22 protein-coding genes are annotated in these 24,366 nt (G+C 63.8%); 11 read left to right on the top strand and 11 right to left on the bottom strand.

The genetic code is table 11. The annotated features are described in order from the left end of the window. Positions 1 to 15: 15 nt before the first annotated feature. Entirely contained in the window at positions 16 to 1,158 is a 1,143-nt protein-coding gene (locus ACGLWX_RS13175) for a glycosyltransferase (RefSeq protein ID WP_396240279.1), read from the bottom strand. Positions 1,159 to 1,310: 152 nt separating this feature from the next. Between ACGLWX_RS13175 and ACGLWX_RS13170 the strand changes: the two genes are divergently transcribed. Then, positions 1,311 to 2,093, top strand: coding sequence for a TSUP family transporter (locus tag ACGLWX_RS13170; RefSeq protein WP_396240277.1), 783 nt, complete (start codon positions 1,311 to 1,313; stop codon positions 2,091 to 2,093). Between the two features lie 161 nt (positions 2,094 to 2,254). Here ACGLWX_RS13170 and ACGLWX_RS13165 read toward each other — a convergent pair whose 3' ends face one another. From ACGLWX_RS13165 to ACGLWX_RS13140, 6 genes are all read right to left on the bottom strand, one after another. After that, positions 2,255 to 4,531, bottom strand: coding sequence for an ATP-dependent DNA helicase (locus tag ACGLWX_RS13165; RefSeq protein ID WP_396240275.1), 2,277 nt, complete (start codon positions 4,529 to 4,531; stop codon positions 2,255 to 2,257). Further along, a complete protein-coding gene (locus tag ACGLWX_RS13160) occupies positions 4,501 to 6,180 on the bottom strand; it encodes a VRR-NUC domain-containing protein (RefSeq protein ID WP_396240273.1) in 1,680 nt (559 codons plus the stop codon). The genes ACGLWX_RS13165 and ACGLWX_RS13160 overlap by 31 nt, the downstream gene beginning before the upstream one ends. Before the next feature lie 44 nt (positions 6,181 to 6,224). Next, the gene (locus ACGLWX_RS13155; protein WP_396240271.1) at positions 6,225 to 6,587 is read right to left on the bottom strand and encodes a hypothetical protein; all 363 of its coding nucleotides are present in this window, start codon (positions 6,585 to 6,587) and stop codon (positions 6,225 to 6,227) included. 91 nt (positions 6,588 to 6,678) lie between these two features. Next, complete coding sequence (locus ACGLWX_RS13150; protein ID WP_396240269.1) at positions 6,679 to 7,704, bottom strand: histone deacetylase family protein; 1,026 nt, start codon at positions 7,702 to 7,704, stop codon at positions 6,679 to 6,681. A 19-nt stretch (positions 7,705 to 7,723) separates the two neighbouring features. Beyond that, a complete protein-coding gene (locus ACGLWX_RS13145; RefSeq protein ID WP_396240267.1) occupies positions 7,724 to 8,017 on the bottom strand; it encodes a GIY-YIG nuclease family protein in 294 nt (97 codons plus the stop codon). Then, positions 8,010 to 8,468 carry a YchJ family protein gene (locus ACGLWX_RS13140; RefSeq protein WP_396240265.1) on the bottom strand — a complete coding sequence of 153 codons (459 nt, stop codon included), beginning with the start codon at positions 8,466 to 8,468 and terminating at the stop codon, positions 8,010 to 8,012. Before ACGLWX_RS13140 ends, ACGLWX_RS13145 begins: the two co-directional genes overlap by 8 nt. Before the next feature lie 146 nt (positions 8,469 to 8,614). Here ACGLWX_RS13140 and ACGLWX_RS13135 point away from each other — a divergent pair, with 146 nt between their 5' ends. Beyond that, positions 8,615 to 8,926 (top strand): hypothetical protein, encoded by a 312-nt coding sequence (locus ACGLWX_RS13135; protein WP_252105936.1) that lies wholly within the window; start codon positions 8,615 to 8,617, stop codon positions 8,924 to 8,926. Positions 8,927 to 9,119: 193 nt separating this feature from the next. Here ACGLWX_RS13135 and argE read toward each other — a convergent pair whose 3' ends face one another. Further along, complete coding sequence (gene argE / locus ACGLWX_RS13130; RefSeq protein WP_396240263.1) at positions 9,120 to 10,289, bottom strand: acetylornithine deacetylase; 1,170 nt, start codon at positions 10,287 to 10,289, stop codon at positions 9,120 to 9,122. A 203-nt stretch (positions 10,290 to 10,492) separates the two neighbouring features. On the opposite strand from argE, the gene ugpB reads away from it, so the two are divergent. The 4 genes from ugpB (at position 10,493) to ACGLWX_RS13110 (ending at position 14,761) form a co-directional block, all read left to right on the top strand. Continuing rightward, positions 10,493 to 11,821: a sn-glycerol-3-phosphate ABC transporter substrate-binding protein UgpB gene (gene ugpB / locus ACGLWX_RS13125; protein ID WP_396240261.1), complete on the top strand. Its 1,329-nt coding sequence runs from the start codon at positions 10,493 to 10,495 to the stop codon at positions 11,819 to 11,821. 133 nt (positions 11,822 to 11,954) lie between these two features. Next, positions 11,955 to 12,839 carry a sn-glycerol-3-phosphate ABC transporter permease UgpA gene (gene ugpA / locus ACGLWX_RS13120; protein WP_396240259.1) on the top strand — a complete coding sequence of 295 codons (885 nt, stop codon included), beginning with the start codon at positions 11,955 to 11,957 and terminating at the stop codon, positions 12,837 to 12,839. 16 nt (positions 12,840 to 12,855) lie between these two features. Beyond that, positions 12,856 to 13,704, top strand: a complete 849-nt coding sequence (gene ugpE, locus ACGLWX_RS13115; protein WP_396240257.1) for a sn-glycerol-3-phosphate ABC transporter permease UgpE — start codon at positions 12,856 to 12,858, stop codon at positions 13,702 to 13,704. Position 13,705: 1 nt separating this feature from the next. Then, positions 13,706 to 14,761 carry a sn-glycerol-3-phosphate import ATP-binding protein UgpC gene (locus ACGLWX_RS13110; protein WP_396240255.1) on the top strand — a complete coding sequence of 352 codons (1,056 nt, stop codon included), beginning with the start codon at positions 13,706 to 13,708 and terminating at the stop codon, positions 14,759 to 14,761. Positions 14,762 to 14,794: 33 nt separating this feature from the next. Here the strand turns inward: ACGLWX_RS13110 and ACGLWX_RS13105 are convergent, their stop codons facing one another. Continuing rightward, entirely contained in the window at positions 14,795 to 16,426 is a 1,632-nt protein-coding gene (locus ACGLWX_RS13105; RefSeq protein ID WP_396240253.1) for a bifunctional metallophosphatase/5'-nucleotidase, read from the bottom strand. A gap of 255 nt (positions 16,427 to 16,681) precedes the next feature. On the opposite strand from ACGLWX_RS13105, the gene ACGLWX_RS13100 reads away from it, so the two are divergent. Then, complete coding sequence (locus ACGLWX_RS13100; RefSeq protein ID WP_396240251.1) at positions 16,682 to 17,761, top strand: aldo/keto reductase; 1,080 nt, start codon at positions 16,682 to 16,684, stop codon at positions 17,759 to 17,761. Between the two features lie 317 nt (positions 17,762 to 18,078). Here the strand turns inward: ACGLWX_RS13100 and ACGLWX_RS13095 are convergent, their stop codons facing one another. Next, complete coding sequence (locus ACGLWX_RS13095; protein ID WP_396240249.1) at positions 18,079 to 19,083, bottom strand: porin; 1,005 nt, start codon at positions 19,081 to 19,083, stop codon at positions 18,079 to 18,081. A gap of 262 nt (positions 19,084 to 19,345) precedes the next feature. Beyond that, entirely contained in the window at positions 19,346 to 19,828 is a 483-nt protein-coding gene (locus ACGLWX_RS13090) for an Lrp/AsnC family transcriptional regulator (RefSeq protein WP_396240247.1), read from the bottom strand. 114 nt (positions 19,829 to 19,942) lie between these two features. Between ACGLWX_RS13090 and kynU the strand changes: the two genes are divergently transcribed. The 4 genes from kynU (at position 19,943) to ACGLWX_RS13070 (ending at position 24,260) form a co-directional block, all read left to right on the top strand. Then, positions 19,943 to 21,175 carry a kynureninase gene (gene kynU / locus ACGLWX_RS13085; protein ID WP_396240245.1) on the top strand — a complete coding sequence of 411 codons (1,233 nt, stop codon included), beginning with the start codon at positions 19,943 to 19,945 and terminating at the stop codon, positions 21,173 to 21,175. Further along, entirely contained in the window at positions 21,175 to 22,041 is an 867-nt protein-coding gene (locus ACGLWX_RS13080; RefSeq protein WP_396240243.1) for an alpha/beta hydrolase, read from the top strand. Before kynU ends, ACGLWX_RS13080 begins: the two co-directional genes overlap by 1 nt. Further along, positions 22,034 to 22,894 carry a tryptophan 2,3-dioxygenase gene (gene kynA, locus ACGLWX_RS13075; protein WP_396240241.1) on the top strand — a complete coding sequence of 287 codons (861 nt, stop codon included), beginning with the start codon at positions 22,034 to 22,036 and terminating at the stop codon, positions 22,892 to 22,894. Before ACGLWX_RS13080 ends, kynA begins: the two co-directional genes overlap by 8 nt. Positions 22,895 to 23,045: 151 nt before the next feature. Next, positions 23,046 to 24,260 (top strand): aromatic amino acid transport family protein, encoded by a 1,215-nt coding sequence (locus ACGLWX_RS13070; protein ID WP_396240239.1) that lies wholly within the window; start codon positions 23,046 to 23,048, stop codon positions 24,258 to 24,260. The last annotated feature ends 106 nt before the right edge of the window (positions 24,261 to 24,366 follow it).

The following is a 24,366-nucleotide window of genomic DNA, read 5'->3' as shown; positions in this document are numbered from 1 at the left end:
CGGGCTAAACGCGCGTCAGGCGCGAACCCGTTCGAGCGTCGGCACCGTCGGTGCGCCTTCCCAGAGCCGGTCGACGCACGCCTCCAGCCACTCGGCGGCGCGGCGGGCGGCGGTTTCGTCAAACAGCGGAGCAAGGCGCTCGACATCCAGGCCCCGCGCCTTTGCGAGCACCGCCTGCCAGCCGGCGAAATCGCCGGGCCATACCGGCATGTTCACCGCCGCGCCCAGCGCCGCCAGCCGCTCGGCCTTGCGTACCTGCTCGCCGAAGTAGCGCCACTCCGGGGCCACTATGTAAGGCCGCCTGAGCATCGCGATTTCATGCACCGTGTTGTCGCCGGCGGAGGCGAGCACGATGTCGCTGGCGGCGAGATACTCCACCACGTTCTCTACCCAGCCGACGTTGATCAAATTGGCGAAGTCGGTTTCATGCCCTTCCAGGTGCAGCGGGCCGATGGTGATAAAGAGCGTGTCCGGCGCGGCGCGCGCGGCCACGGTGAGCGGCGCGTAGGGCGTGCCCGCCCCGCCGCCGCCGGTCAACGCCACGACGATCTCGCGCGTGGGGTCGAGTTTCAGCCGCGCGCGGGCCTCTTCGCGGCTGGGTACGCGGGCGGTGGTGGTACAGAGCCCGCCGCTGTAAAAGGTTTTCGCGCGCAGGTGCGCCGGGTAATCCGCCTGTTCCAGGCGCTCATCGAACGGCGCGAGCATGGCCACGCTCGCCTCGTAAGCGCCCAGATGGCCCGGGTCGTTGCGGTCGCCGTGCATACGAATACTCACCGCCGGGACGCTGGCAATGCGCGATAAAAGCGCCAGTTCGGCGGAGACGTCGATGACGAACAGCCCCGCATTGATGTCATCGAGATGATCGAGCACGGCCCGCATGGTCTGGCGCATTTCGACCACGCCCATGGGCACGCAGTGCATCACCGACGGCGTCGGCTGCTCGTAAAGCGCTTGGGTCGGCACCGCGGCGCCGATCATGTCCGGCAGCCCCACCACGTCGATATCGCGCTCGAAGCCGTCGAACAGGCTGGGATCGGCGGTCAGGACGCTGACCGGGCGATCAAGCGCGAAGTGGCGGATGATCGCCATAGCGCGGCGGGCGTGACCGCGCCCCTGATGGTGCACGAAAAAGCTGATCGGTTTCTTCGATGTCGGCATGGGAAAACACGTTCCGTTGTGTTGAAAGAGTGCTTGGGAGTGCCGCTTGGGGGCCGTTTCCTAGTAGGCTTGAATTCAGCATAGCCGCCGCCGGGGAAAAAGGACCCGGCGGCGGCGCTCTTTAACGTTTGTTCGATGAGGGAAGCCGACGAATGGCGGATCTTTTGTGGTACCAGTACGCGCTCATTGGGCTGATTTTTGCCTGGAGCGGCTTCGTGCGTACGAGCCTGGGCTTTGGCGGCGCGGTGTTGGCCCTGCCGTTTCTGCTGCTGGTGCACAACGACCCGCTGGTGTTTCTGCCGATCATCGCCATTCATCTTTTGATCTTTTCGAGCTGGATCGCCTGGCAAGGCAATCGCCAGATCAAGGCGGACACAAAGAGCGCCGTTCAAAGCAACATCGACTGGCGCTATCTCAAAAAGGCGCTGAAGATCATGATCGTGCCGAAGCTGGTCGGCGTGGTCGGGCTTTTGACGCTGCCCCCCATGATCATGACCAATATCATCTTCGCCATCGTGCTCGTCTACGCCCTGGGCTACGTGCTGAACAAGCCGTTCAAGAGCCAGCACCGCTACGTCGACGTCGTGCTGCTGGGATTGGGCGGCTACGTCAGCGGCACCTCGCTGATCGGGGCGCCCTTGATCGTGGCCGTGTTCGCCGCCCACGTGGCGAAGGAGCAACTGCGCGATACCATGTTCGTGCTCTGGTTCATCCTCGTGGTGATCAAGATGGTGTCGTTCATCGTCGCCGGCGTCGATCTTCAGCTCGTTCACCAGCTCTGGCTTCTGCCCTGCGCGTTTGCCGGCCACCTGCTCGGCCAGCGCGCCCACCGCTACCTGCAAAAGGCCAACACGGTGCTCTTCTTTCGCGTGCTGGGGGTGGTGCTGATCGCGGTCAGCGTGATGGGGCTGGCGTTCTCGGCGCTGGCAACGTGAGCTTTGTGCGCCTCGACGAGGGTCTATTTGAAAAAGTCGGTGAGCGAAGACAAGACAAGGCAAAAATTGGCGAAGAAACGGAGTTTACACCGTGTAAATGAGTATTCTGAGCCAATTTTTAACGCCGTATTGTCGAGCGCAGGCACTTTTTCAGATAGAGCCTAAAGCGCCCACCAGCTCGGTAGCAGCCCGCGCACGGCGCTCTGGTCGAAGCGGTCGTCCATCAGCACCACCACGCCTTCGTCCTCGGGGCCGCGGATCACTCGGCCGGCGGCCTGCACCACCTTGATCATGCCGGGAATACGGTAGGTGTAGGCCTCGCCTTCGCCGAAGCGTTCGTGCAGGCGCGCCTTCAGCGCCTCGTTGTAAGCATTGAACGGGGGCAGGCCTAGCGTTGCGATAAACGCGCCGATCAGCCGGTCGCCGGGCAGATCCACGCCTTCGCCAAAGGCGCCGCCCAGCACCGCGAAGCCCACGCCGCGCCCGCCGGGAGTGAAGCGGGCCAGAAACGCCTCGCGCGCGTCTTCCGCCATGCCCCGGGTCTGGGCAAAGGCGGGAATTTCCGACCAGTCTCGGGTAAAGCGCTCGAACACCGCGTCGAGATAGGCGAAGCTGCTGAAAAACGCCAGATAGTGGCCGGGCATCTCCCGATACTGCTCGGCGATGGTGGCAACGATGGGCGCAACGGAGGCTTCCCGGTCGCGGTAGCGCGTCGAGATGTGGCGCGTGAGCCTGACGCTGAGCTGGTGCACGGCGAAAGGCGAGTCGATTTCGCGCCAGACGCTGTTCAAAGGCAGGCCCAGCAGGTCGCGGTAGTAGCGCGGCGGCGTGAGCGTCGCGGAAAAGAGCACCAGGCTCTGGGCGCGCTCGATGCGCGGGGCGAGAAAGTCTGCCGGAATGACGTTGCGAATGCCGAGCACCGCGCGCCCGCGCCCCAGACGGGTGACGTCGCAAAGCGAGTGCTTGCCAAAGGACTCCGCCAGCCGGCAAAACCCCAGCGCCTCGAACAGAAGCTCCTGAAGCGCGAGACTTAAAGCCTCCGGGTGCTCGCCCAGATACTCGGTGATGGCGCTTGCCACCTTGTAGAGCGCGCCGACGAGCTTGCCGGGCAGCTCCTCCAGCAGCCGATAGCGGTTGGAGCCGGCCTCACCGCCGTCTAACAGCGCCTTCCACTGGCGACCCAGCTGGTCCAGCGGCTTTTTCAGCGCCGCCGGAGCGCCCTTTTTCGCCTGGTTGAAGCGCTGCTGCGATACCTCGGCGCTGTACATGCCCCGGGCGCGCTCGACCAGATTGTGCGCTTCGTCGACCAGTACCCCCACCCGCCAGTCGCCCGCCGCCGCCAGGCCGTGGAGCAGCGCGTGGGTGTCGAACCAGTGGTTCACATCCCCAACCACCACGTCGGCCCAGCGCGCCATCTCCTGGCCCAGATAATAGGGGCAGACGTCGTGCGCAAGCGCGACCTCTCTCAGCCCTTCGCGGTCGAGAAAGCCGCGCTCGACGCAGGCCGCGCGCGCCTCTGGTAAGCGATCATAAAAACCCGCCGCCAGCGGGCACGCTTCGCCGTGGCAAGCGCGCTCCGGGAACTCGCAGGCCTTGGTGCGCGCGACCAGTTCGACCACGCGAAGCGGCGTTGCGACGGCGCCCTGTAGGGTCTGGAGGGCGTCCAGCGCCAGCCGCCGGCCAGGGGTTTTCATGGTCAGAAACGCCACTCGGTCCAGGCGCTTTCGCGGCATGGCAGTGAGCATGGGAAAGAGCGTGGCCAGCGTCTTGCCGATGCCGGTGGGCGCCTGGGCGAGCAGGCAGCGCTCGGTGCTCACCGCCTTGAACACGTTTTCGGCCAGCGCGCGCTGGCCCGGGCGGAAATTCGCGTGGGGAAAGGCAAGCGCGCCCAGGCGCTCGTCTCGAACCTCGACGTGGGCGGCTTCCTGCCTGGCCCAGGCGAGAAAGCGCCGGCACTGATCACGAAAGAATGCCTGGAGCTCAAAGGCGTCGAATTCCTGGCTCAGCCGGGTCTCGCGCTGGCTACTGATCTCGAAATACACCAGCGCCAGCGTCACCCGGGGAAGCTCACGCTCGGCGCATAAGAGCGCCCCGTACACCTTCACCTGAGCCCAGTGCAGCGCGCGCTGGTTGTCCGCCATGCGCGAAAGATCGCCGCGGTGGGTCTTCACCTCTTCCAGGCAGTTGGCGTTCGGGTCATAGCCGTCTGCCCGGCCGGAGACGCGCAAGCCTTCGACGGTGGCGGCAAGTGGAAGCTCGGCGATGTAGCCCTCGCCGCGGCGGCTGGCGACCAGCGTATGGCCAGCGATGCCCTCCTGAGCGCTGGGCGCCGGGGTGAAGCGGTAGTCGAGATCGCCCCGGCGCGCGGTGAATTCACAAAGCGCGCGCACCGCGACCCGGTACTCGCTCAAGAGGTGGCCTGCCAGCGCACGTGGCACACCTCGACGGGGATACCGTGGCGCTCGAAATGGGCGAGCCAGCGGCGCTGGTTATCCTGCAGCCGGTCGCCGGGGCCTTTCACCTCGATCATGCGATAGCGCACGTCGCCTTCGGCCTCGGGGAAGAACTGGATCAAATCGGGGAAGCCCGCCCGATTGTGTTTGAGATCTTCCAGCAGCCGCTCGAACAGCGCGCGCAGATGGTGGCCGGGAATACACGCCAGCGCCGTTTCCAGCAGCGTTTCGTCGAGCGCAGGCCAGTGGATGAACGCCGAGGCGGTGCCGTGCTTGTCGGCGAAAACGTCGCGAATGCCTTGAACGTGGCGGCCATCGTCCAGGCGCGCCAGGCAGGCGTCGATCTCCTCGCGGCGCGCCTCGACGAAGTCCTCGCGGTAAAGATCCGCTGGGGCGCTGTGAAACGGGTGGAAGAAGGCGCCGGGCAGTGGCTTGAACAGCGCTGGCCACAGCAGCAGACCAAAAAGCCCGGTGATCAGGCTGTTCTCGACATAAAACACCGGCGCCTTGGGCGTGGCCAGATGCTCGGCCACGGCGCGCTCGACGGGCCGCGGCCCCAAAAGCGTCAGGGTCTTCATGGCCACCGAGGCATCCTGCCCGCGCTTGACCGGCGGGCCGCCCAAGCGTCTTTCCAGCCGCGGAATCAGGCGCTCCAGCGCCTGGCGCTCGCTTTCGCGCGGGCCGTCTTCGAGCGCGGCGCGGGCGAGCTCCAACGCGCGGCGGTCTTCGCCGCGCCGCTCCAGCAGGCGAAGCTGTCGAATGCGGGCGTCGCTGCCGGTGGCCGCCTGATAAAGCGTGAGCGAAAGCGCCTCGTCGCCGCCGCGCTCGGCCTCGCGACCCATGCTCACCAGCAGCCGGCTTCGCCGGGCGCCAAGCCAGCGGCTTTCGCCGGCCTCCGGTACCTCTTCGAAAAGCGCGGCCGGCGGCTCGCCGTCACTCAGGCGCTCACGTAGCCGGTGAAGGTGTAGATAGGTGGTGACCTCGTCGCGGTGGGCAAACGCGCGGGCGTCGGGCGAGAGCGCCACCGGCTCGAAGCGCTGCCGGCCAAGCTCGGTGAGCACGAACTCTGCCCAGTCCTGGCGCAAGTTGCCAAAGAACATCAGCCGTAGCCGGTCGCAGGTTTCCATGACGCTTAGACGCACCAGCGTATCCGGTGCGTGCGGCCACCACTCGCTCAAGGGCTTGACCGCCGAAAGCGTTGGCACGAGGTGCTCCAGCAGCGCTTTTTTGGCCGGCGAGGCGCCCAGGCCCGCGGCGCGGATATCAACCGCCAGGGCCTTTTTGAGCTCGGCCAAACGCAGGTGATGACCAAGCTCGGCGGCGGTGAGCGCCGGATCAAACTCGACCAGCCCGGCCTCCACCAGCGGCGCCAGCGCCTGAGGGGTATCGCCGATTTCATCGTAGACGAGCTTGCCGGTTCTAAAGAGTTCGCCCTTGCGCATCACCATGCGCGCCAGCAGCGCCTGGGAGGGTTGCGGCAGCGTCTCGAAAGCGCTCAGAAATACGCGTTCGGGTTCGCCCAGCAGATCGTGGTGGCGATCGTTCACCCACGCGAGCACATAACGAAAGTTCGTCAGGTAGTAGAGGGGATCATCCAGGGAGGCCGTGGCGGGCACGGAGAGGGCACTGTTCATTCATCCATTGTAGCAGCGCGCCGGCGGCGTCGTTAAGCGCTCGCTTAGCCGACCTTGTGCTGCAGTAGCGCCTCGATGGCCTCGGCGGAGGCGCTTTCGCCTTGAGCCGGTGCGGCGGGGGCCGGGGCAGCCGCGCGGGGCTTTTTTCCGCTGACCAGCACGTACCACTCGGTTTCGGTCAGATAGTGCTGGCACCAGCGGCTGAGGCTATCGGCGACGGCGTCGCTCGAGCCCTGTTCTCCGCGAAAGGTTTGAGCCAGGCACAGCAGGTCCTGCCGGGCGGTACGAGCCCGCGCCGTGCCGCCGTGCACTTTGGAAAGCGGGCAGCGCCGGTCGAAGGCAGCGTTGACCAGGGCGTTGAGCCAGCGCTCCACCTCGTGTGCCTGAATGCCGCCATACACTGCCACGCGTTAACTCCTTGCCACCAAACGGGCTGAAAAAGGCGCTAGACTGCCCGAATTGGCGCGCGCTGTCATCCGTCGCGCCGCGTTTCGAGGCTTATGACTCGAAACCCTGCAGTACGCTTACCACATTGGCTCCGATGTCGTCCACCGCGTAGCCCCCTTCCATCAATAAAACGCAGGGCAGCCCGGCCTGGGCCAGCCGCTTACCAAGCGCCGCGAAATCGTCGCGCTTGAAAGTGAAGGTGCTGATGGGATCGTTTTCGAAGATATCCACCCCGAGGGAGACGATCAACAGCTCGCACTCGGCGCGGATAATCTTCGCAAGCGCCTCGTCGAGCGCCGTCATCCAGGTGCTGACCGTCGTGCCCGGCGCCATGGGGTAGTTGGCGGTAGAGCCTTCACCCTCGCCCTCGCCGGTTTCGTCCGCGTAGCCCGAGTAGTAGGGAAAGGTGACGTCCGGGTCGCCGTGCAGCGAGGCGAAAAAGACGTCCGAGCGGCGATAGAAGATCTGTTGAGTACCGTTGCCGTGGTGGAAGTCGACGTCGAGCACTGCCACGCGCTGATGGCCGCTATCCAGCGCACGCTGAGCGGCGATGGCGGCGTTGTTGAAAAAGCAGTAGCCGCCGAACTGATCCGTCGCCGCGTGGTGGCCCGGCGGGCGGCACAGGCCAAAGCTCGGCTCACCGGTTTCAAGGGTGGATTCGAGAGCCGCGAGCGCCGTGTCCTTGCTGGCAAGCGCGGCCTCGAAAGTGCCCTCGCACAGCGAGGTTTCCGCGGCCAGGGCGTAGTAGCCAAGCTGGCCCTCCAGCGAGCGGGGGATACGGTCGGCGCGCAGCGTGCGCGCCGGCCAGATGCTCGGGATCGCCTCGCCCGGGTGACCTTCGGCCTGCCAGCGCGGCCAGAAGTGGGCGATGAAGTCGATATAGCCCGCGTCGTGTACCGCTTCCACCGGCGCCAGGCCGTACTCGCCGGGTGTATGCACCTCGAGCCCGGCGCGCGCGAGCGCCTCGAGTACGATCTCCATGCGCCGGGGCGTCTCGTAGGGCGCTACCAGCGTGCTGCCGTGAAGCTCGGTGGCCGCCTGGCGGCGAAAGCTCTGATCGGAGAAAAACGTCTTCATGGCGGTGGCTCCTTGAAAGTCATGGGCAGTCGTCGGGCGCGCAGCAGGGCCAGCGGGCCGCCCAGCGGCGCTTCTCGGTGGGCGTTTGCTGCTTCAGGCGGTACTCGGCGCGGCTGGCCTCGGCGCGGCTGTCGAACGGCTGAGCGCCCAGCAGCGCCTGGGGCGGGTTGGCGCGGGTATAGCGCGCCCCCTTGCCCTGGCAGTGGGCCCGGTAGCGTTTTGTCAGGTCGTTGGTGATGCCGGCGTAGGTGCCGCGCCGGCACTCCAGCAGGTAAAGATACCACGGCGCCCGTGCGCCTTCGCCGTTAGCCACCGCAGCACGCCTTGAGTTTGCGCCCGCTCCCACACGGGCAACGCTCGTTGCGCCCGGGCTTGAGTTTTTCAAGGTGAGGGTCGCCGTCGACGTAGTACCAGCGCCCGGCCTCGAATACGAAGCGCGAGACCTCCTCCAGCACGTGCCAGCCGCCTTCCCAAAAGAACGCCTTGAAGTGAACGGTGCCCTGCTCGCCTTCAGGTGTGGGCGCGCACTCGATAGAAAGGCGCTTCCACTGCGTGGCCGGGTCCGGCGCAAGCGTTTTAGGCCGGGTGCTGGAGTGCCAGGTGGCTTTCAGATAATCGACAAGATCGAGTGCGAAGGCGCTATAGCGCGAGCGCATCAGCGCTTCGGGCGTGGGGGCGGCCACGCCCTGGTGGTAGACGCCGCAGCACGTTTGGTACACAGCGCCACTGCCACAGGGGCAGCGTGTCATCAAACTGGAAGTCATAACGGTGGCCCCATTAACGCAGGTGCATCGGGCCTTTTTCCTGTATCGGTCGCGGTCAATGTGGGTATAGTAGCAGAGTCACATTGCCAAAAAGACGGAGTACGACACACGACCCAACTATCTTTCCAGACGCAGCGGAGGTTCGCATGAAGGTATACAGACCGGAATGGCAGTGCACGTTTAGCGTAAACGAGGGCGCGGTAGACGCGGCCCGATGGAAAGAACGACTTGCCTGGCGACTGCGGCGCTTCGCTGATCGCCTTCAGGGCGGCGGCCGTACGGTCAGAATCGACTGTCACGTAACGCCGGCCATTAGTCTCGCCGAGGTGGATACCTGCCTGATGAAAGGCTTCGAAGTCACCCAGGGTCTGATTACCCAGCTTGCCCATCAGCAGGCCTGCGAGGAGGTCATGCGCGACGCCAAGGCGGAGCTTTTCGAAGAGCACTCCTCGCCCTGACAGAAACGTTTGGCGATACCCAAAACACCCGCTCATGGCGGGTGTTTTCGTTGGTGGCCTTTTACCGTGTCGGGTAGCCCTACGCGAGGGCGCTGTGAATACCTCCCTGTACGCTACTTTCGCCCTCCCTGGCGAAAGACCCTCGCTACGGGCTACCCGACACTACCGACAGTTGCCTCGAACAGCTCAGCGATCACCCCTCGAATGGTGCTTCCAGGGCCCGGCCCATCCGGTTCATGAATTCGACGCACGCCTCAAGCTCGCTTTTCTCGATGTACTCGTCCGGCTGGTGGGCCTGGGCGATGCTGCCGGGGCCGAGGATGATCGTTTGAAGCCCCTGGCCCTGGAACTGGCCGGCCTCGGTGGCGTAGGCCACCGCGTGGTTGCAGCACTCATTGGGCAGATGATCCTTTGCCAGGCGCAGCACGGCGGCGTTGTCGCGATCGGCCAGGCCCGGCACGGTGACGTTGAGCGCCTCGGTGTCGATCACAACCTGCTTGCCGCGCGCCGCAAGCTCTGCCTTGAGCGAATCGGCGTACTGCGTGAAACGGGCAAACACCTCGTCGAACGTCTCGGTCGGCAGGTGGCGGATCTCCCACTCGAAGGTGCATTCGCGAGCCATGATGTTGATCGCCGTGCCGCCCTTTATTCTGCCCACGTGCAGGCTGGTGTGGGGCACGTTGAAGGCGTCGTCCACCCGGCCCTCTTCCACCAGCGCCGCCATGGTGTCCTCGATGAAACTCACCAGCCGCGCGGCCACGTGGATCGCCGAGGTGCCCTGATTGACCTGACTGCTGTGCGCCTCGACCCCGGTAACGGTGGTACGCAGGTTGGTCGCGCCTTTTTGTGCCACCACCGGCTGCATCAGTGTCGGCTCGCCGACGATGACGTGGGCGGTGGTGGAGTAGTGCTCGTAAAAGCGCTTGATCAGGTCCGGCGCGCCGACACAGCCGATCTCCTCGTCATAAGAGAAGCCAAAGTAGATGGGCTGAGCAAGCGGTGCTTTTACCCACTCGGGCACCATGGCCAGCGCGCAGGCGATAAAGCCCTTCATGTCACAGCTTCCACGACCGTAAAGCCGGCCGTCGCCGCCGTCGTGAAGCGTGAACGGGTCCGTCGACCAGGGCTGGCCCTCGACCGGCACCACGTCGGTATGGCCCGACAGCATCACCCCACCCGGCGCGTCCGGGCCGATGCGCGCGATCAGATTCGCCTTGGTATGACAGGGGCTCATCACCCGCTCGGAGGCGACGCCGTACTCGGCCAGATAACCTTCGACGAATTCGATCAGCGCCAGATTGGAGCCGCGGGAGGTGGTATCAAAGGCGATGAGTTGGGAAAGAAGCGATTCTGCATTCGTCATGACGTGTCTCGGGTTAAGCGCGTTGCCCCACCCTAGCACTGCCCACCGCGCTCGCCTACTGCCAAAGTGGCATGAGCCTTGAACCTTTGTCCGGTTATCGTTCATCAATTTGTCATATAGACTCACTACTGTTCAGTGCACCCCACAAGCTCAATAAACGTACTGCGCCGCCCGGCCCTGCCCGGGCCTACAAGGAGTGATGTATGTCTCGTTTCACGTTACGCGCGTTATCCGTCGGTATCGCCGCGGCCACCCTGAGCATGTCCGCCCAGGCCACCACCGAGATCACCTGGTGGCACTCCATGGGCGGCGAGCTCGGCGAGCGCCTAAGCGCGCTGGCCGAGGACTTCAACGCCACACAGGATGAGTACCAGGTCACGCCCTCCTACCGGGGCGAGTACGAAGCGACCATGGTCAACACCATCGCCGCCTTCCGCGCCGGCGAACAGCCGCACCTGGTACAGATCTATGAAGTCGGCACCGGCACCATGATGGCCGCCCAGGGCGCCATCTACCCCGTCTTCGAGCTGATGGAAGCGCACGGCAACGAATTCGATGCGGACAACTATCTGCCCGTAGTGACTGGCTACTACACCGACACCGACGGCAACATGCTTTCGATGCCGTTCAACTCCTCGACGCCGATCCTCTACTACAACAAGGACGCCTTCGAGGCCGCCGGACTCGATCCGGAAACCCCGCCGACCACCTGGGCGGAAATGGGCGAGATGGGTCAACAGATCGTCGACGAAGGCGCGGCGTCGTGTGGTTTCACCATGGCCTACGCGGCCAACTGGATCGGCCTCGAGAACTTCTCGGCGCTGCACAACCAGCCGATCGGCACTAAAGAGAACGGCTTTGGCGGCATGGACACCGAGTTCGTCTTCAACGGCGAGGTGCAGGCGCGCTTCTGGGATCAGTTGAAGGAGTGGAGCGACAGCGGCGTCTACAGCTACGCCGGCCCCGCCAACGGCCCGGACGCTGCGCCCTCGTTCTACGCCGGCGACTGCGCGATGTACATGAACTCCTCGGCCTCGCGCGCCGACGTGCTGGCCAACTCCGATTTCGAAGTCGGTTTCGGCATGCTGCCCTACTACGATGACGTCGAGGGCGCCCCGCAGAACTCGATCATCGGCGGCGCGACCCTGTGGGTGCTCTCCGGTCATGAAGACGACGAGTACGCCGGCGTCGCAGAGTTTTTGGAGTACCTGTCGCTTCCTGAAGTACAGGCCGAGTGGCACCAGGGCACCGGCTATCTGCCGATCACCACCGCCGCGTATGAGCTGAGCCAGGAGCAGGGCTACTACGAGGAGAACCCGGGCGCGGATCTCGCCATCGAGCAGATCAACCTGAACGAGCCCACCGAGAACTCCAAGGGCCTGCGCTTTGGCAACTACCCGCAGGTACGCATGGTGCTCGACGAAGAGTTCCAGGCGGTGCTGGCGGGCGACAAGACTGGCCAGGAAGCGCTGGATGACGCGGTAGAGCGCGGCAACCAGATCCTGCGCGATTTCGAGTCGGCCAATAACTAACGCTTGATCGTCTCACGAACCCCGGCCCTTACGCCGGGGTTCGTCGTGAGAGCCTTCCCCTGGGCCTGCCTTTCACTTTCAAGGTGGGGCCCACGGGACGGCTTTTCCGGGCGCTCGTAATACAGGATTCATCATGCAGACCAAACGCTCCACCTATCAGAACCGGTGGCTTCCCTACTGCCTGTTGGCGCCGCAGCTCATTATCACGCTGGTGTTCTTCATCTGGCCGGCGAGCCAAGCGGTGAAGTCGAGCTTCGAGCGCACCGGCGCCTTCGGCTTCAAGACCACCTTCGTGGGCCTTTCGAACTACGCACGCATTCTGAGTGATCCAAGCTACTTGAACGCTCTGGGGCGCACGGCGATCTTTGCCGTCTCGGTCACGGTGCTCTCCATGGGGTTGGCGCTGTTGCTGGCGGTGTGCGTCAACCGGGTGCTGAGAAGCGCGAAGTTCTACACCACGCTGCTGGTCTGGCCCTACGCGGTGGCGCCGGTGGTGGCCGGGGTGCTGTGGTGGTTTCTGTTCAACCCGACCATCGGGCTTTTGCCCCACGTGCTCGACTGGTTCGACATTAACTGGAATCACCGGGTCTCCGGCAACCAGGCGATGATACTGATCACCATCGCGGCGGCCTGGAAGCAGATCTCCTACAACTTCCTGTTCTTTCTGGCCGGGCTTCAGTCGGTGCCCAAATCGCTGATCGAGGCTGCCGCCATCGACGGCGCCACGCCCTTCAAGCGCTTTTGGAGCATCGTCTTTCCGCTGCTGTCGCCGACCACCTTCTTTTTGCTGATCATCAACATCAACTACGTGATGTTCGACACCTTCGGGGTGATCGACGCCACCACCGGCGGCGGGCCGGGCCAGGCGACCATGACGCTGGTCTACAAGGTCTATACCGACGGCGTGGCGGGGCTCAACATTGGCTCGTCGTCGGCCCAGTCGGTGCTGTTGATGGGCATCGTGATTCTTCTGACCTTCATCCAGTTCCGTTACGTGGAACGCCGGGTCAACTACTAGCGCAAAGGTCTTAACAATGGTCGAAAACAGACCCTTCCTGAATATTCTGACCCACGCGGTGTTGATTCTCGGCGTGCTGGTCGTGGCATTTCCGGTGTACGTGGCGTTCATTGCCTCGACCCACGAACCCGGCGCCTTCGTGCGCGGGGTGCTGCCGCTCACCCCCGGCGACAACCTGTGGGACACCTACTCACAGATGCTCGGCTCGGGCTGGCAGGTCGCTGGCGCCCCGCCGCTTTGGCTGATGCTGGGCAACTCGACGATCATGGCGCTCACCATTGCCATCGGCAAGATCGCGATCTCGATTCTCTCGGCCTTCGCCATCGTCTACTTTCGCTTTCGCTTTCGCCTGCTGGCGTTCTGGATCATCTTCATCACGCTGATGCTGCCGGTGGAGGTGCGCATCATCCCCACCTACGCGGTGGTCGCGAATCTTGGCATGCTCAACTCCTACGCCGGGCTGACGCTGCCGCTGATCGCTTCGGCCACGGCGACGTTTCTGTTTCGCCAGTTTTTCATGACCGTGCCCGAGGAGCTGATGGAGGCGAGCCGTGTCGACGGCGCCGGGCCGATGAAGTTCTTCAAGGACATCCTGCTGCCGGTATCGATCACCAATATCGCCGCGCTGTTCGTGATCATGTTCATCTACGGCTGGGTGCAGTACCTGTGGCCGCTGCTGGTCACCACCGACGAGGATTTCTATACCGTCGTGCTGGGGATCAAGCGCCTGATGGCCTCGTCCGATCGGGTACCGGCGTGGAATTTGATCATGGCCACCGTGATGCTGGCCATGGTGCCGCCGGTGATGGTGGTGCTGTTGATGCAGAAACTGTTCGTGAAAGGCCTGACCGAGACGGAGAAATAGCATGGCCAGTATCACCCTGGAAGGAATCAAGAAGACCTACGCCGGCGGCGTGCAGGCCGTCAAAGGCATCGACCTTGCCATCGAAGACGGCGAGTTCGTGGTGCTGGTGGGTCCGTCGGGCTGCGGTAAATCCACGCTTTTACGCATGGTAGCGGGGCTCGAGACGATTTCTGAAGGCACGCTCAAGATCGGTGACCGGGTGGTCAACACGTTAGAGCCTGCCGAACGCGACATCGCCATGGTGTTTCAAAACTACGCGCTCTACCCACACATGACGGTGTATAACAACCTCGCCTACGGGCTGAAAAACCGCGGCTTCAAAAAGCCCGCGATCGAGGAGCGTGTGCGCAAGGCCGCGAAGATGCTCGAGATCGAGGAGTACCTTCAGCGCAAACCGCGCAACCTCTCCGGCGGCCAGCGCCAGCGGGTGGCCATGGGCCGGGCACTGGTGCGCGAGCCAGCGGCGTTTTTGTTCGACGAGCCGCTATCGAATCTGGACGCCAAGCTGCGCGTACAGATGCGCGTCGAGATCAAACAGTTACAGCGCCGACTCAAGACCACCAGCCTCTACGTCACCCACGACCAGTTGGAAGCCATGACCCTGGGCGACCGGCTGGTCGTGCTCAACGCCGGAAAGATCGAACAGGTGGGCACGCCAATGGAGATCTTCAACAGCCCGGCGAGCATGTTCGTAGCCGGCTTCATCGGCTCGCCGGCGATGAACATGCTGCCCGTCGAGTATCTGGCCACGCGAAGCGCCGACAACCTGCTCGACGACCTGCCCGCCGGCACCGATATCGTCGGCATCCGCCCGGACGATATGCATCTTAGTGCCCCCAGCGCCCCGCACCTGGTCATCGACGCCACCCTCGAGCTTTTCGAAGCCGCCGGTGCTGAAAGCCATCTGTACGTGCGTCTGGCGGGCAGCGAGCAGCCCACGGTGATCCGCACCGGCGGCGGCGAGCCCCCGGTGAACGAGGGCGAGACGCTGCGCTTTTATATCGCCCGCAGCGCTCTACACCCGTTCAACCGTGAAAGCGGTCAGCGCACCGGCTGACGAGCAAGTAAGCGCTTACTCGCTCACTCACTCTCACTCCCCTGCCACATCGACGATGCGCCCTTCCACTCGGGGCGCGATCTCGCCCTGCTCCACCAGGTAGTCGCGCAGCATTTCCCAGTCGGTATTGCCGACGATGTGGCTACGATCATCCTCATGCGCGCCTTCAAGCGCGGTGTGGCTATCGCCACCGGCGGCGGTGAAGTTGTTGGTGGCGACCACGTAGGTGCGCGCCGGGTCGATATCGGTGAGCGCGCCGTTCTCGGTCACCTTCAGGCTCACCACGCGCTCGCCAGCAGGCTCGGAGCTGTCATACACCACCTCGGTGCCCTGGGAGATTTGCAAAAACGCGCCGCTCTCCTCCGGAGCGCCGGCCAGCGCGATCTCGAAAGTGTCCAAAAGCTCGGCGCCGGTCAGGTCCATCAGCGTCAGGCGATTGCCGAAGGGCTGCACGGCGATCAGCTCACCCACAGTCACGGGGCCTTGTGGAATCGGCTCGCGCACGCCGCCGCCGTTTTGCAGCGCCAGCACGGTCTCCGGGTTCACCCGGCGCGCGGCGGCAAGCTGGCCATCCGCGATTAGGTTACCCAGCGCGGTTTCATTGGCACGCACGCTCTGTTCGTCGCCGTTTCCGTGGCGTGGGTTGGGCAAGGTCTCGTCGAGCGTGACGCCCACCTCGGCGTCGCGCAGCTCCTCGATTTGAGCGGTATAAGGCGCGAGCATCGCGTCGGCATCCGGGTCCGGCTCGAAGTCCTCTGCCGCCAGCAGCTCGCCGCTTGAATCCGTCACTACGCCGTCGTCATCGAAGGTAACCTGCATCACGCCTAGGTACTGGCCGTACTCGTTCGCCTGACCGATGACCGTGGGCGCCTTCGCCTCGCCACGGTCGTTCTCGGCCACGGTCACGGGCGGCTCGAGCCGGGTGTGGCTGTGCCCGCCGATGATCACGTCGATCCCCTCGACGTGCTGGGCGAGCAGCCGGTCGTTGCCTACTGCCGGGTCGCTGTCGAAGCCCAGATGCGTTAGCGCGACGACCTTGTTCACGCCCTGGGTTTCGAACGCCTCGACCATCGCCTCGGCCGCCGCGCGGTAGTCGCCAATAGTGACGTTACCCGGGCTCGAGACGCTCTCGCTCGACTGAGTGCTCAGCCCGAACACGCCAATGCGCTCACCGCCCTGCTCGAGGATCACGCCGTCATAAAGATGCCCCGGCTGCGGCTCGGCGCTGATCGATTCACCCAGCAGCTCGCTAAACTCCGGCGCGCCGGTGAAGTCCAGATTGGCGCCCAGAATGGGAAACTCCGCGGCCTCGAACAGCGCCGCCAGCGCCTGGTGGCCGTTTTCCGGGGCGTTCAGGTCGAACTCGTGGTTGCCGGGAACGAAGGCGTCCACTCCCATCGCATTCATGAACTCGACGGCGTCCAGCCCCTTGAACGCGTTGAAGTAGAGCGTGCCGGAGAAAATATCGCCGGCGTCGAGCAACAGCCCTTCGCCGTACTCGCTGCGCGCCTGCTCGAGGGCGCTGACAAGCTGCGGGTACTGGTCGGTGCGCCCGTGCAGGTCGTTGGTGTGGTAGATCGTCAGCGTAAAGGGGGCGGCCAGGGCAGCGGGCGCCAGCGCAAGCAGGACGACGCCAGCGGGTAACGCAGTGCGGGAAACGAGCATGCCAACTCCTTGTAAGGTTGTAGGTGTTTTCATTGGAAGCGTTTATCGATGTTGTCTTGAAGTCGCCTTGACCAGTAATAACACTTTTATGAGCCCTCTTGTCGACACGCTGTCGAGCGTTTATCGAGCGATGCTCTGGCCGCCAACGCGGTCATCGAACCAGGCATCACCTTGACAACGCCCGCGCATCTCCCAAGCTTACGGCTTGGCCTCACGGTAGAGGCTCACACTTTCGTTCAACAAGGATGCTGCGAAATGAAATATCGCCCGTTGGGAAACTCCGGCCTGCTGGTGTCGGAAATCGTGCTTGGTACCGTGCCCTTTGGCGGCAGCGGCGGCTTCGAGAAGGCGGCGAGCGTCGATGTCGCCGGCGCCAAACGTCAGATCGACCTGGCCCTCGATGCCGGTGTGAACATGATCGATACCGCCGATCTCTACTCAATGGGCGAGACCGAGGAGATCGTCGGCAAGGCGCTGGGCGACAAGCGCCAGGACGTTATCCTCGCCTCCAAGGCGCGAAGCCCGCTAGGGGATAACCCCAATCACAGCGGCTTTTCGCGCTATCACCTGATTCAGGCCTGCGAGGCGAGTTTGAAGCGCCTGGGGACTGACCACATCGACCTTTACCAGATCCACAACTGGGACGGCGTAACGCCGGTCGAGGAGATGCTCTACGCGCTGGATCATCTGATTCAGAGCGGCAAGATCCGCTACCACGGCACCTCGAACTTCACCGGCTGGCAGATGATGAAGACCCTCGGTAAGGCCGAGCTCAACCGCGTGCCCGGCCCAATCAGCCAGCAGATCTACTACACCCCGGAATCCCGCGAGGCGGAGTATGAGCTGATGCCGCTGGCCATCGACCAGAACGTCGGCACGCTGGTGTGGGGGCCGCTGGGCGAGGGGCTGTTCAACGGCAAGGTGCGCCGCGGCCAGAAGGCACCGGAGGGCACCCGCCAGGGCAACGGCTGGCCGGAGCCCTACGTCCACGACATGGAGCGCGCCTACGACATCATCGAGCTGCTCGCCGAGATCGGCCAGGCCCACAACGCCTCGATTCCGCGCACGTGCCTGGCCTGGCTGAAGGACCGCCCCGGCGTGACCTCCTTGATCGTCGGCGCGCGCAGCGAAGAGCACCTGAAGGACGACCTGGCCGCTGCCGAAATGACGCTTACACCAGAGGAGGTCGAGCGCATCGAGGCGGCGACGCGCCCGGCGCCACAGTACCCCTACTGGCACCGCGTGGTCGCCAACATGGATAGAATCGACAAGGCCGAACGGCCGTTCATCGACGGCTATCGAAAGACCATCGATCAGCGCGACGACGAGCGCTAGGGTCTGTCTGAAAAGCCGTTGAGCGAAGATAAGACAAGGCAAAAATTGGCGAAGAAACGGAGTTTACACCGTGTAAATGAGTATTCTGAGCCAATTTTTAACGCCGTATTGTCGAGCGCAGACACTTTTCAGACAGAGCCTAAGCCAAAAAGGCCGGTACGAACGTCTTGTACCGGCCAAAAGGATCGATCAACGCAGTGCCAGCATGATCGGCACGCTACCTCGCGCGAAAACGCCCGGCGGGCGACGCACTACGGGTCAGAGCCGGCGCTTGTTGACGCCGTCGTTAAAAGAGCCGTCTCTGGTTTAAACGCAGGTTAGAAGTAGTAGCGGGCGCCCAGGGCGTAGTAGAGGTCCTCGTCGTCGACATTGCCGAGCGAATCGCGGTCGCCGTCGTAGAGCTCGGCGAAGAGGTCGAAATTGTCGGTCAGGTTGTGCAGCGTGCCCAGCGCCCAGGCATTGCGCGTGTCGTCGACATCGTCGGAATCGATATGGTAGACATCGCCGTAGAAGGCGGTCGCACCGACGGCGTAGGTGGCCCCGAGGCCGTAGCGGTCGAACCCACCGCCGTAAACATCGCTATCGTCGCGGGTTTCGAAGCCTGCGCGCAGCTGGAACTCTTCAGTCGCATCGAACGCCGCCGTGGCGCCGAAACGCATCTGGTTGTTGCCGCCACCGCGAACGTCGTCATCCACGAAGCCCAACGCTAGGCCCAGGGGGCCTGCCTGATAGCCGATGCCGCCTTGAGACGAGAAGCCGCTGCCTTCATCGGTTTGCTCGTCGACGGTCAGGCCGCGCTCAGAAAAGTGCTTGACCGCGAGTACGGCCTGGAAGCCGTTGATATCCGGCGACTGGTAGCCGATGGAGTCGCCGCGGGCTTGCAGGCCGCCGCCAGCGAACTCATAGCCTTCGGCGACGTAAACATCGAAGACGCCCATGACGAAGTTGTCGTAGAAGCTGTCGAAGTTACCCGCGGTAAACGTACCGAAGGTGTCGCTCTCGATACCGATGTAGCTCTTGCGTACTTCCTTGAAGCCGGGGCGGCTGCGCTCGTCACCGTTGAAGCGCCACTCCAGGCGGCCAAAGGCGGTCAAGTCGCGGGTGATTTGCTGGCTCAGCTTGAAGCCAAGGCGCGAGCTGTAATCACGAAACTCCGCGCCGTTGTCCACGCCGTCTCCTACACCACCGCCTTCGAACCCCATGGCGATGCGGCCGTACAGATTGACCTTCGTTCCGTCTTCGTCGTAAACCGTGGCGGCCTGGGCGGTGGCGCCTGCGAACAAACCACCCAGCGTCAGGGCCAGTAGCGTTTTCTTAAACATGAAGGTTCCCATTGCAGTGAGCAGCCGTCGTGCTGCCTGATCTTTTAAAAATAAGCGCGTGGCCGGCGCAGTGAATCCGCCACTCGATCAACGGCCTGTCCCTTGGCGATGGAAACCCTAACCAGGTTTTATGACATAAATCTTAACGTTTCATGGATGAGAGAATAAAAATAAAGATTATCTAATATGTTATTTTTTTTAATACGAATTAAATATTTAACGCGTAAGGAGTGTCTTGCACGCTGTTGCGTGTCGGCCATGTTCAGTACATGACCTTGAGCGGGCCGGCTTCCTTGAAGCACTCCAGCGCCACCTGAGTGGCCACGTCGCGCACCCCCGGAATCGGGCTCACCACCGACGACAGAAAGTGGGACAACTCGGCGAGATCCGCCACCTTCACCTTGAGGATGAAATCATGGCTTCCGGTGGTCGAGTGGCAATCGATCACTTCGTCGCAGGCGAGCAGCGAGGCGATCGTCTCACGCGGCGCTTCCAGCCGTGACTTCTCCATCGATACCGTGATGAACGCCGTCACCATGAGCCCCAGCGCCTGTGGCGCCAGCCGCAAGGCGTGGCCCTGAATGATCCCATTTTCCTCGAGCCGGGTAATGCGTCGCGAGCACTGGCTGGGGGAGAGGTTGACGCGCTCGGCAAGCTCCGTCAGCGTCTGGCGGGGCACACGCTGCAGGGTGTGCAGCAAACGGCGATCAAAGGCGTCCGGTGCATACATTTTGCATATCTCCACGTTAAAGCTCGTTTACCTATCACTATTTGCCAATATTACGCAAAACAACGCAAATCCGCAGCGCTCCGACCGTCTTACACTAGGGGTGAATCTTCGACACGACAGGATATGCCGATGCGCCCTACGCTCACCGACGCCCAAAAGCTGGACGAACAGGACACGCTCGCCAACTTCAAGGCCCACTTCGCTTTGCCCGAGGGCATGCTCTATCTCGACGGCAACTCGCTGGGAGCGCAGCCGCAAGCTGCCCGCCAGGCACTCGACAAGGCGCGGGACCAGTGGCGCGACTCGCTGGTCGGTGGCTGGAACGAGGGCTGGTTCGATGCCCCCGAGCGCCTGGGCGATCTGCTGGCACCGCTGATCGGCGCCGGCAAGGGTGAGGTGCTGGTCAGCGATACCATCACCCTCAACCTGTTCAAGCTGCTTGGCTACATCACCGAACGCCAGGGGCGCGCTCGGCCGGTCATCCTCAGCGAAGGCGGCAACTTTCCCGCCGATGGCTACATCGCCGAGGGATTCTGCCGCAGCGCCGGCTTCGAGCATGGCGTGCTGCCCGAAGGCGCGCCGCTTGAGGAGCACCTGAACGATCAGGTGGCAGTGGTGGTGCTGAGCCAGGTCAACTACCGCACCGGCCAACTGCGCGACATGGCGGATGTCACTCGTCGCGTTCACGCAAAGGGTGCCGAGGTGATCTGGGACCTGGCCCACTCGGCGGGCGCTTTAGCGGTCGACCTCGCCGGCAGCGGCGCTCGTTACGCCGTCGGCTGCACCTACAAGTACCTCAACGGCGGCCCGGGCGCACCGGGGTTTCTCTATGTGCGCAGCGATTGCCAGCAGGCCGGATGGCAGCCGCTGTCGGGCTGGCACGGCCATGCCAAGCCCTTCGCGTTTGAGGCCGACTACGCGCCCGCCTCGGGAATGACGCGTTTTCGTACCGGTACTCATTCGGCACTGGCCTACGCCCCGCTCGAAGCCTCGCTGACGCTATGGCAAGGCGTGGACATGACGGCGCTGCGCGCCAAGAGTCTGGCGCTGACCGACCTCTTCCGCGCCTGCCTCGCCGATCTTTTTGATGCCCACGGCATCGAGGACATCACGCCCGCCCCGGAACAGCGCGGCAGCCAGGTGGGCCTGGTGCAGCGTGAGCACGGCTACGCCGTCGTGCAGGCCTTGATCAAACGCGGCGTGATCGGCGACTACCGCGAGCCTGGGTTGATGCGTTTCGGTTTCACGCCGCTCTATCTCAGCCATGCCGATGTCTGGCACGCGGCCGAGCAGTTCCGCGAGGTCGTCGAGGGCGGCGAGTATCGCGACCCGCGCTTTCAGACCCGCACGGAGGTGACCTGATGCCGGACGGGCAGGGTTTCGACGGGCAGGGCCTTGAAGGACAGGCTCTTGAAGGGCAGGATCTCGACGCCCGCGAACATGCCCACTCGCCCAGCCAGTGGGCGCGCGATGCCGATGCGAGCCTGGCGCACCAGGCCGAACAGGGCCGAGCGCTTCGCGAGATGCGCCCACCGCTGCGCCTGGCCTATGGCGACGCTGACCACGCCTGGCTGCACTTGCATCGGCCAACGGGCGACGGGCCCTGGCCGCTGATGATCTTTCTCCACGGCGGCTACTGGCAGGCGCTCGACGCCACCGCCACCGATTTCATGGCAAAGCGCTGGCTGGCGCGCGGCTGGGCCTTTGCCTCACTGAACTACCCGCTGGCGCCAAACGCCTCCCTGGAGACGCAGATCGAAGAGTGCATCAACGGGGTGCGCTACCTGCTCGACCAGCGCGAGACGCTCGATCTGGGCGACCGGGCACGCCTGGGCGGCCATAGCGCCGGCGCGCATCTGGCGCTGATGAGCTGCCGTGCGCCGGAATGCCGCCGGTCGGTCGAAGGCTTGTGGCTGATCAGCGGCGTCTACGACCTGCGCCCGCTGCTCGGCACCTCGATCGCCCACCCGCTCGACCTGGACGACACCCGCGCGACTCGACTGAGCCCCTTGTGCCAGCCGCTGACCGGGCTACCGGCGCTGGAGCTGATCCACGGCGAGCAGGACCCGCCGGTGTTTCAGCAGCAGGGCGAAGCGCTGGCGACAAAGGCCCGCCACGATGGCGTACCGGCCACGGTCACCCTATTGGCGCAGCGCGATCATTTCGACATTCTCGAGCACGCCGAGGCGACGCTCGATCAAGACACGGGAGATACCCCCCATGCATGACGACACTCCGACCCCTTCTGATCGCGGCGCCGTCGATCTGGACAACGAGCAGCAGGTGCATTGGGACCAGCCCATGAGCTACGGCGAATACCTGGATCTGGCACCGCTGCTCACCTGTCAGAACCCGATCAGCGATCAGCACGACGAGATGCTGTTCGTGATCATTCACCAGGTCTCGGAGCTGTGGCTGAAGCAGTGCCTGCACGAGGCCCACGCGGCGGCCCGGGCGATCGAGACCGATGAGCTGCGCCCGGCGTTCAAGATGCTCACCCGGGTAGCGCGTATCCAGGCGCAGATGATCAACGCCTGGGAAGTGCTCGCCACCATGACGCCTTCGGACTATCTCGCCTTTCGCGATAGCCTCGGTCAGAGTTCGGGATTTCAGTCGTACCAGTACCGCGAGCTCGAGTTTCTGCTCGGCAACAAGCACCCCCGTTTGGCCGAGGCGCACCGCCGCCACCCTACCCACTACCAGCGCCTGCAAGACGTGCTGGCGGCTCCCAGCCTCTATGATGTCTGCCTGCAGCTGCTGGCGCGGCGCGGCTTCGAGCTGCCGGCGGCGACGCTTGCGCGCGACTGGTCGACGCCTTATGTCGCCTCGCCCGAAGTCGAGGCCGCCTGGTCAACCATCTACCGCCACTCGGAGCGTCACTGGGATCTTTACGAACTCGCCGAGAAGCTGATCGATACCGAATACAATTTCCACAAGTGGCGCTTCAGCCACATGAAAACGGTGGAGCGCATCATCGGCCAGCGCACCGGCACCGGCGGCACCTCGGGCGTGGGCTATCTCAAGAAAGCGCTGGAGCTGCAGTTCTTCCCGGAGCTGTGGTCGGTGAGAGCCGATCTCTAACCACTTTCATCGCCATAGACAACGCCTTGGCGCTCGATGACGCTTGTACTCGATGACATTAGTACTCGATGACACCAGGGCGGCAATCCAACGGGCTTGTCGTGTCCCCGACGCACCGGGGGGCTCGTCGGCCCTCTTAAGGACGACTCCAATGACAAAAAAGCCTACCCTGCTGGGCGGCATTAGCATCATCGCCGGTGTCTGTGTTGGCGCGGGCATACTGGGGCTTCCAACCGCAGGCGCCGGTGGCTGGCTGCTCTGGTCCACGCTGGCCCTGCTGCTGACCATGCTGGTCATGACGATCTCCGGCTGGCTGCTGTTGGAAGTGCTCAAACACTACGATATTGATGCCTCCTTCAGCACCATCACCCGGGACCTTCTGGGAAAACACGTCAATGGCATCAATAACCTGGCCGTTTACTTCGTGGGCGCGATCCTTCTTTACGCCTACATCACCAGTGCCGGTCTGATTCTTGCCGGGATCACGCCCATTGGCCGTCACTCGGCCTCGATCGCGTTCGTGGCGATTTTCGCCTACGCCGTCTTCCACTCCACGCGGGCCGTCGACCGGATCTCGGTCGTGCTGGTCGTCTTCATGATCGCGAGCTTCGCGGGCGGCATTTTCAGCCTTTTCTCGCATATCGACCTGTCGCTGGCCTTCGTGGATATCGACCGCCAGCTCGGCTGGTTTCCCTACGCCCTCGCCCTGCTGCCGGTGGCGCTGACCTCCTTCGGCTACCACATGTCGGTCTTCTCGCTGCGCAAATACTACGGCGGCGAGACCCAGGCCCAGAAGGCAATTCTCGGCGGCACGCTGGTCGCGCTGGTGTTCTATCTGATCTGGATGTCCAGCGTCTTCGGCAACGTTCCCCGCCCGGCGTTCGCCCCGGTGCTGGCCGAAGGCGGCAATGTGGATGTGCTGCTCGCCACCCTCGCCGACATCGGCACGACGCCTTTAGCGCTGAAGATGCTCAGCGTCTTCTCGGCGGCGGCCATCTTCTCCTCCTTCATCGGGGTCGGGCTGGGGCTTTTCGATTTCATGGCCGATCTGCTCGGCTTCTCCGATGATCGACCCGGCCGCGCCAAGACCTCGATCGCGACCTTTGTGCCGCCACTGCTCGCCTCGCTGTTCGTGCCCTTCGGCTTCGTGCTGGCGATCGGCTATGCCGGCGCTGCCGCCGCCTTCTGGACGTGCATCATCCCGGCCCTGCTGATCTGGAAATCGCGCCAGCGCCCTGACGCCAGGGCAGGGTTTATCGCCCCGGGGGGCGTCGCCGGGGTCTGGCTGGTCGGGGTCTTCGGCGTCGTCATCACCGTGCTTCACTTCATGACCGTTTTCGGCGCCGCACCAACACCCGCGCTTTGATAGCGCTTTAGGCACGCAGCGCCTGTCTGTCACGAGTTGTTCACTCGATTGTCCTGCCGCTGTCATCGTCTCTTGCCACACTTGGCTCACACCTTGGGCAAGGGAC

This window comes from Halomonas sp. HMF6819, assembly GCF_044335525.1.
Lineage (GTDB): Bacteria > Pseudomonadota > Gammaproteobacteria > Pseudomonadales > Halomonadaceae > Vreelandella.
This window is presented reverse-complemented; position numbering and strand designations above follow the sequence as displayed.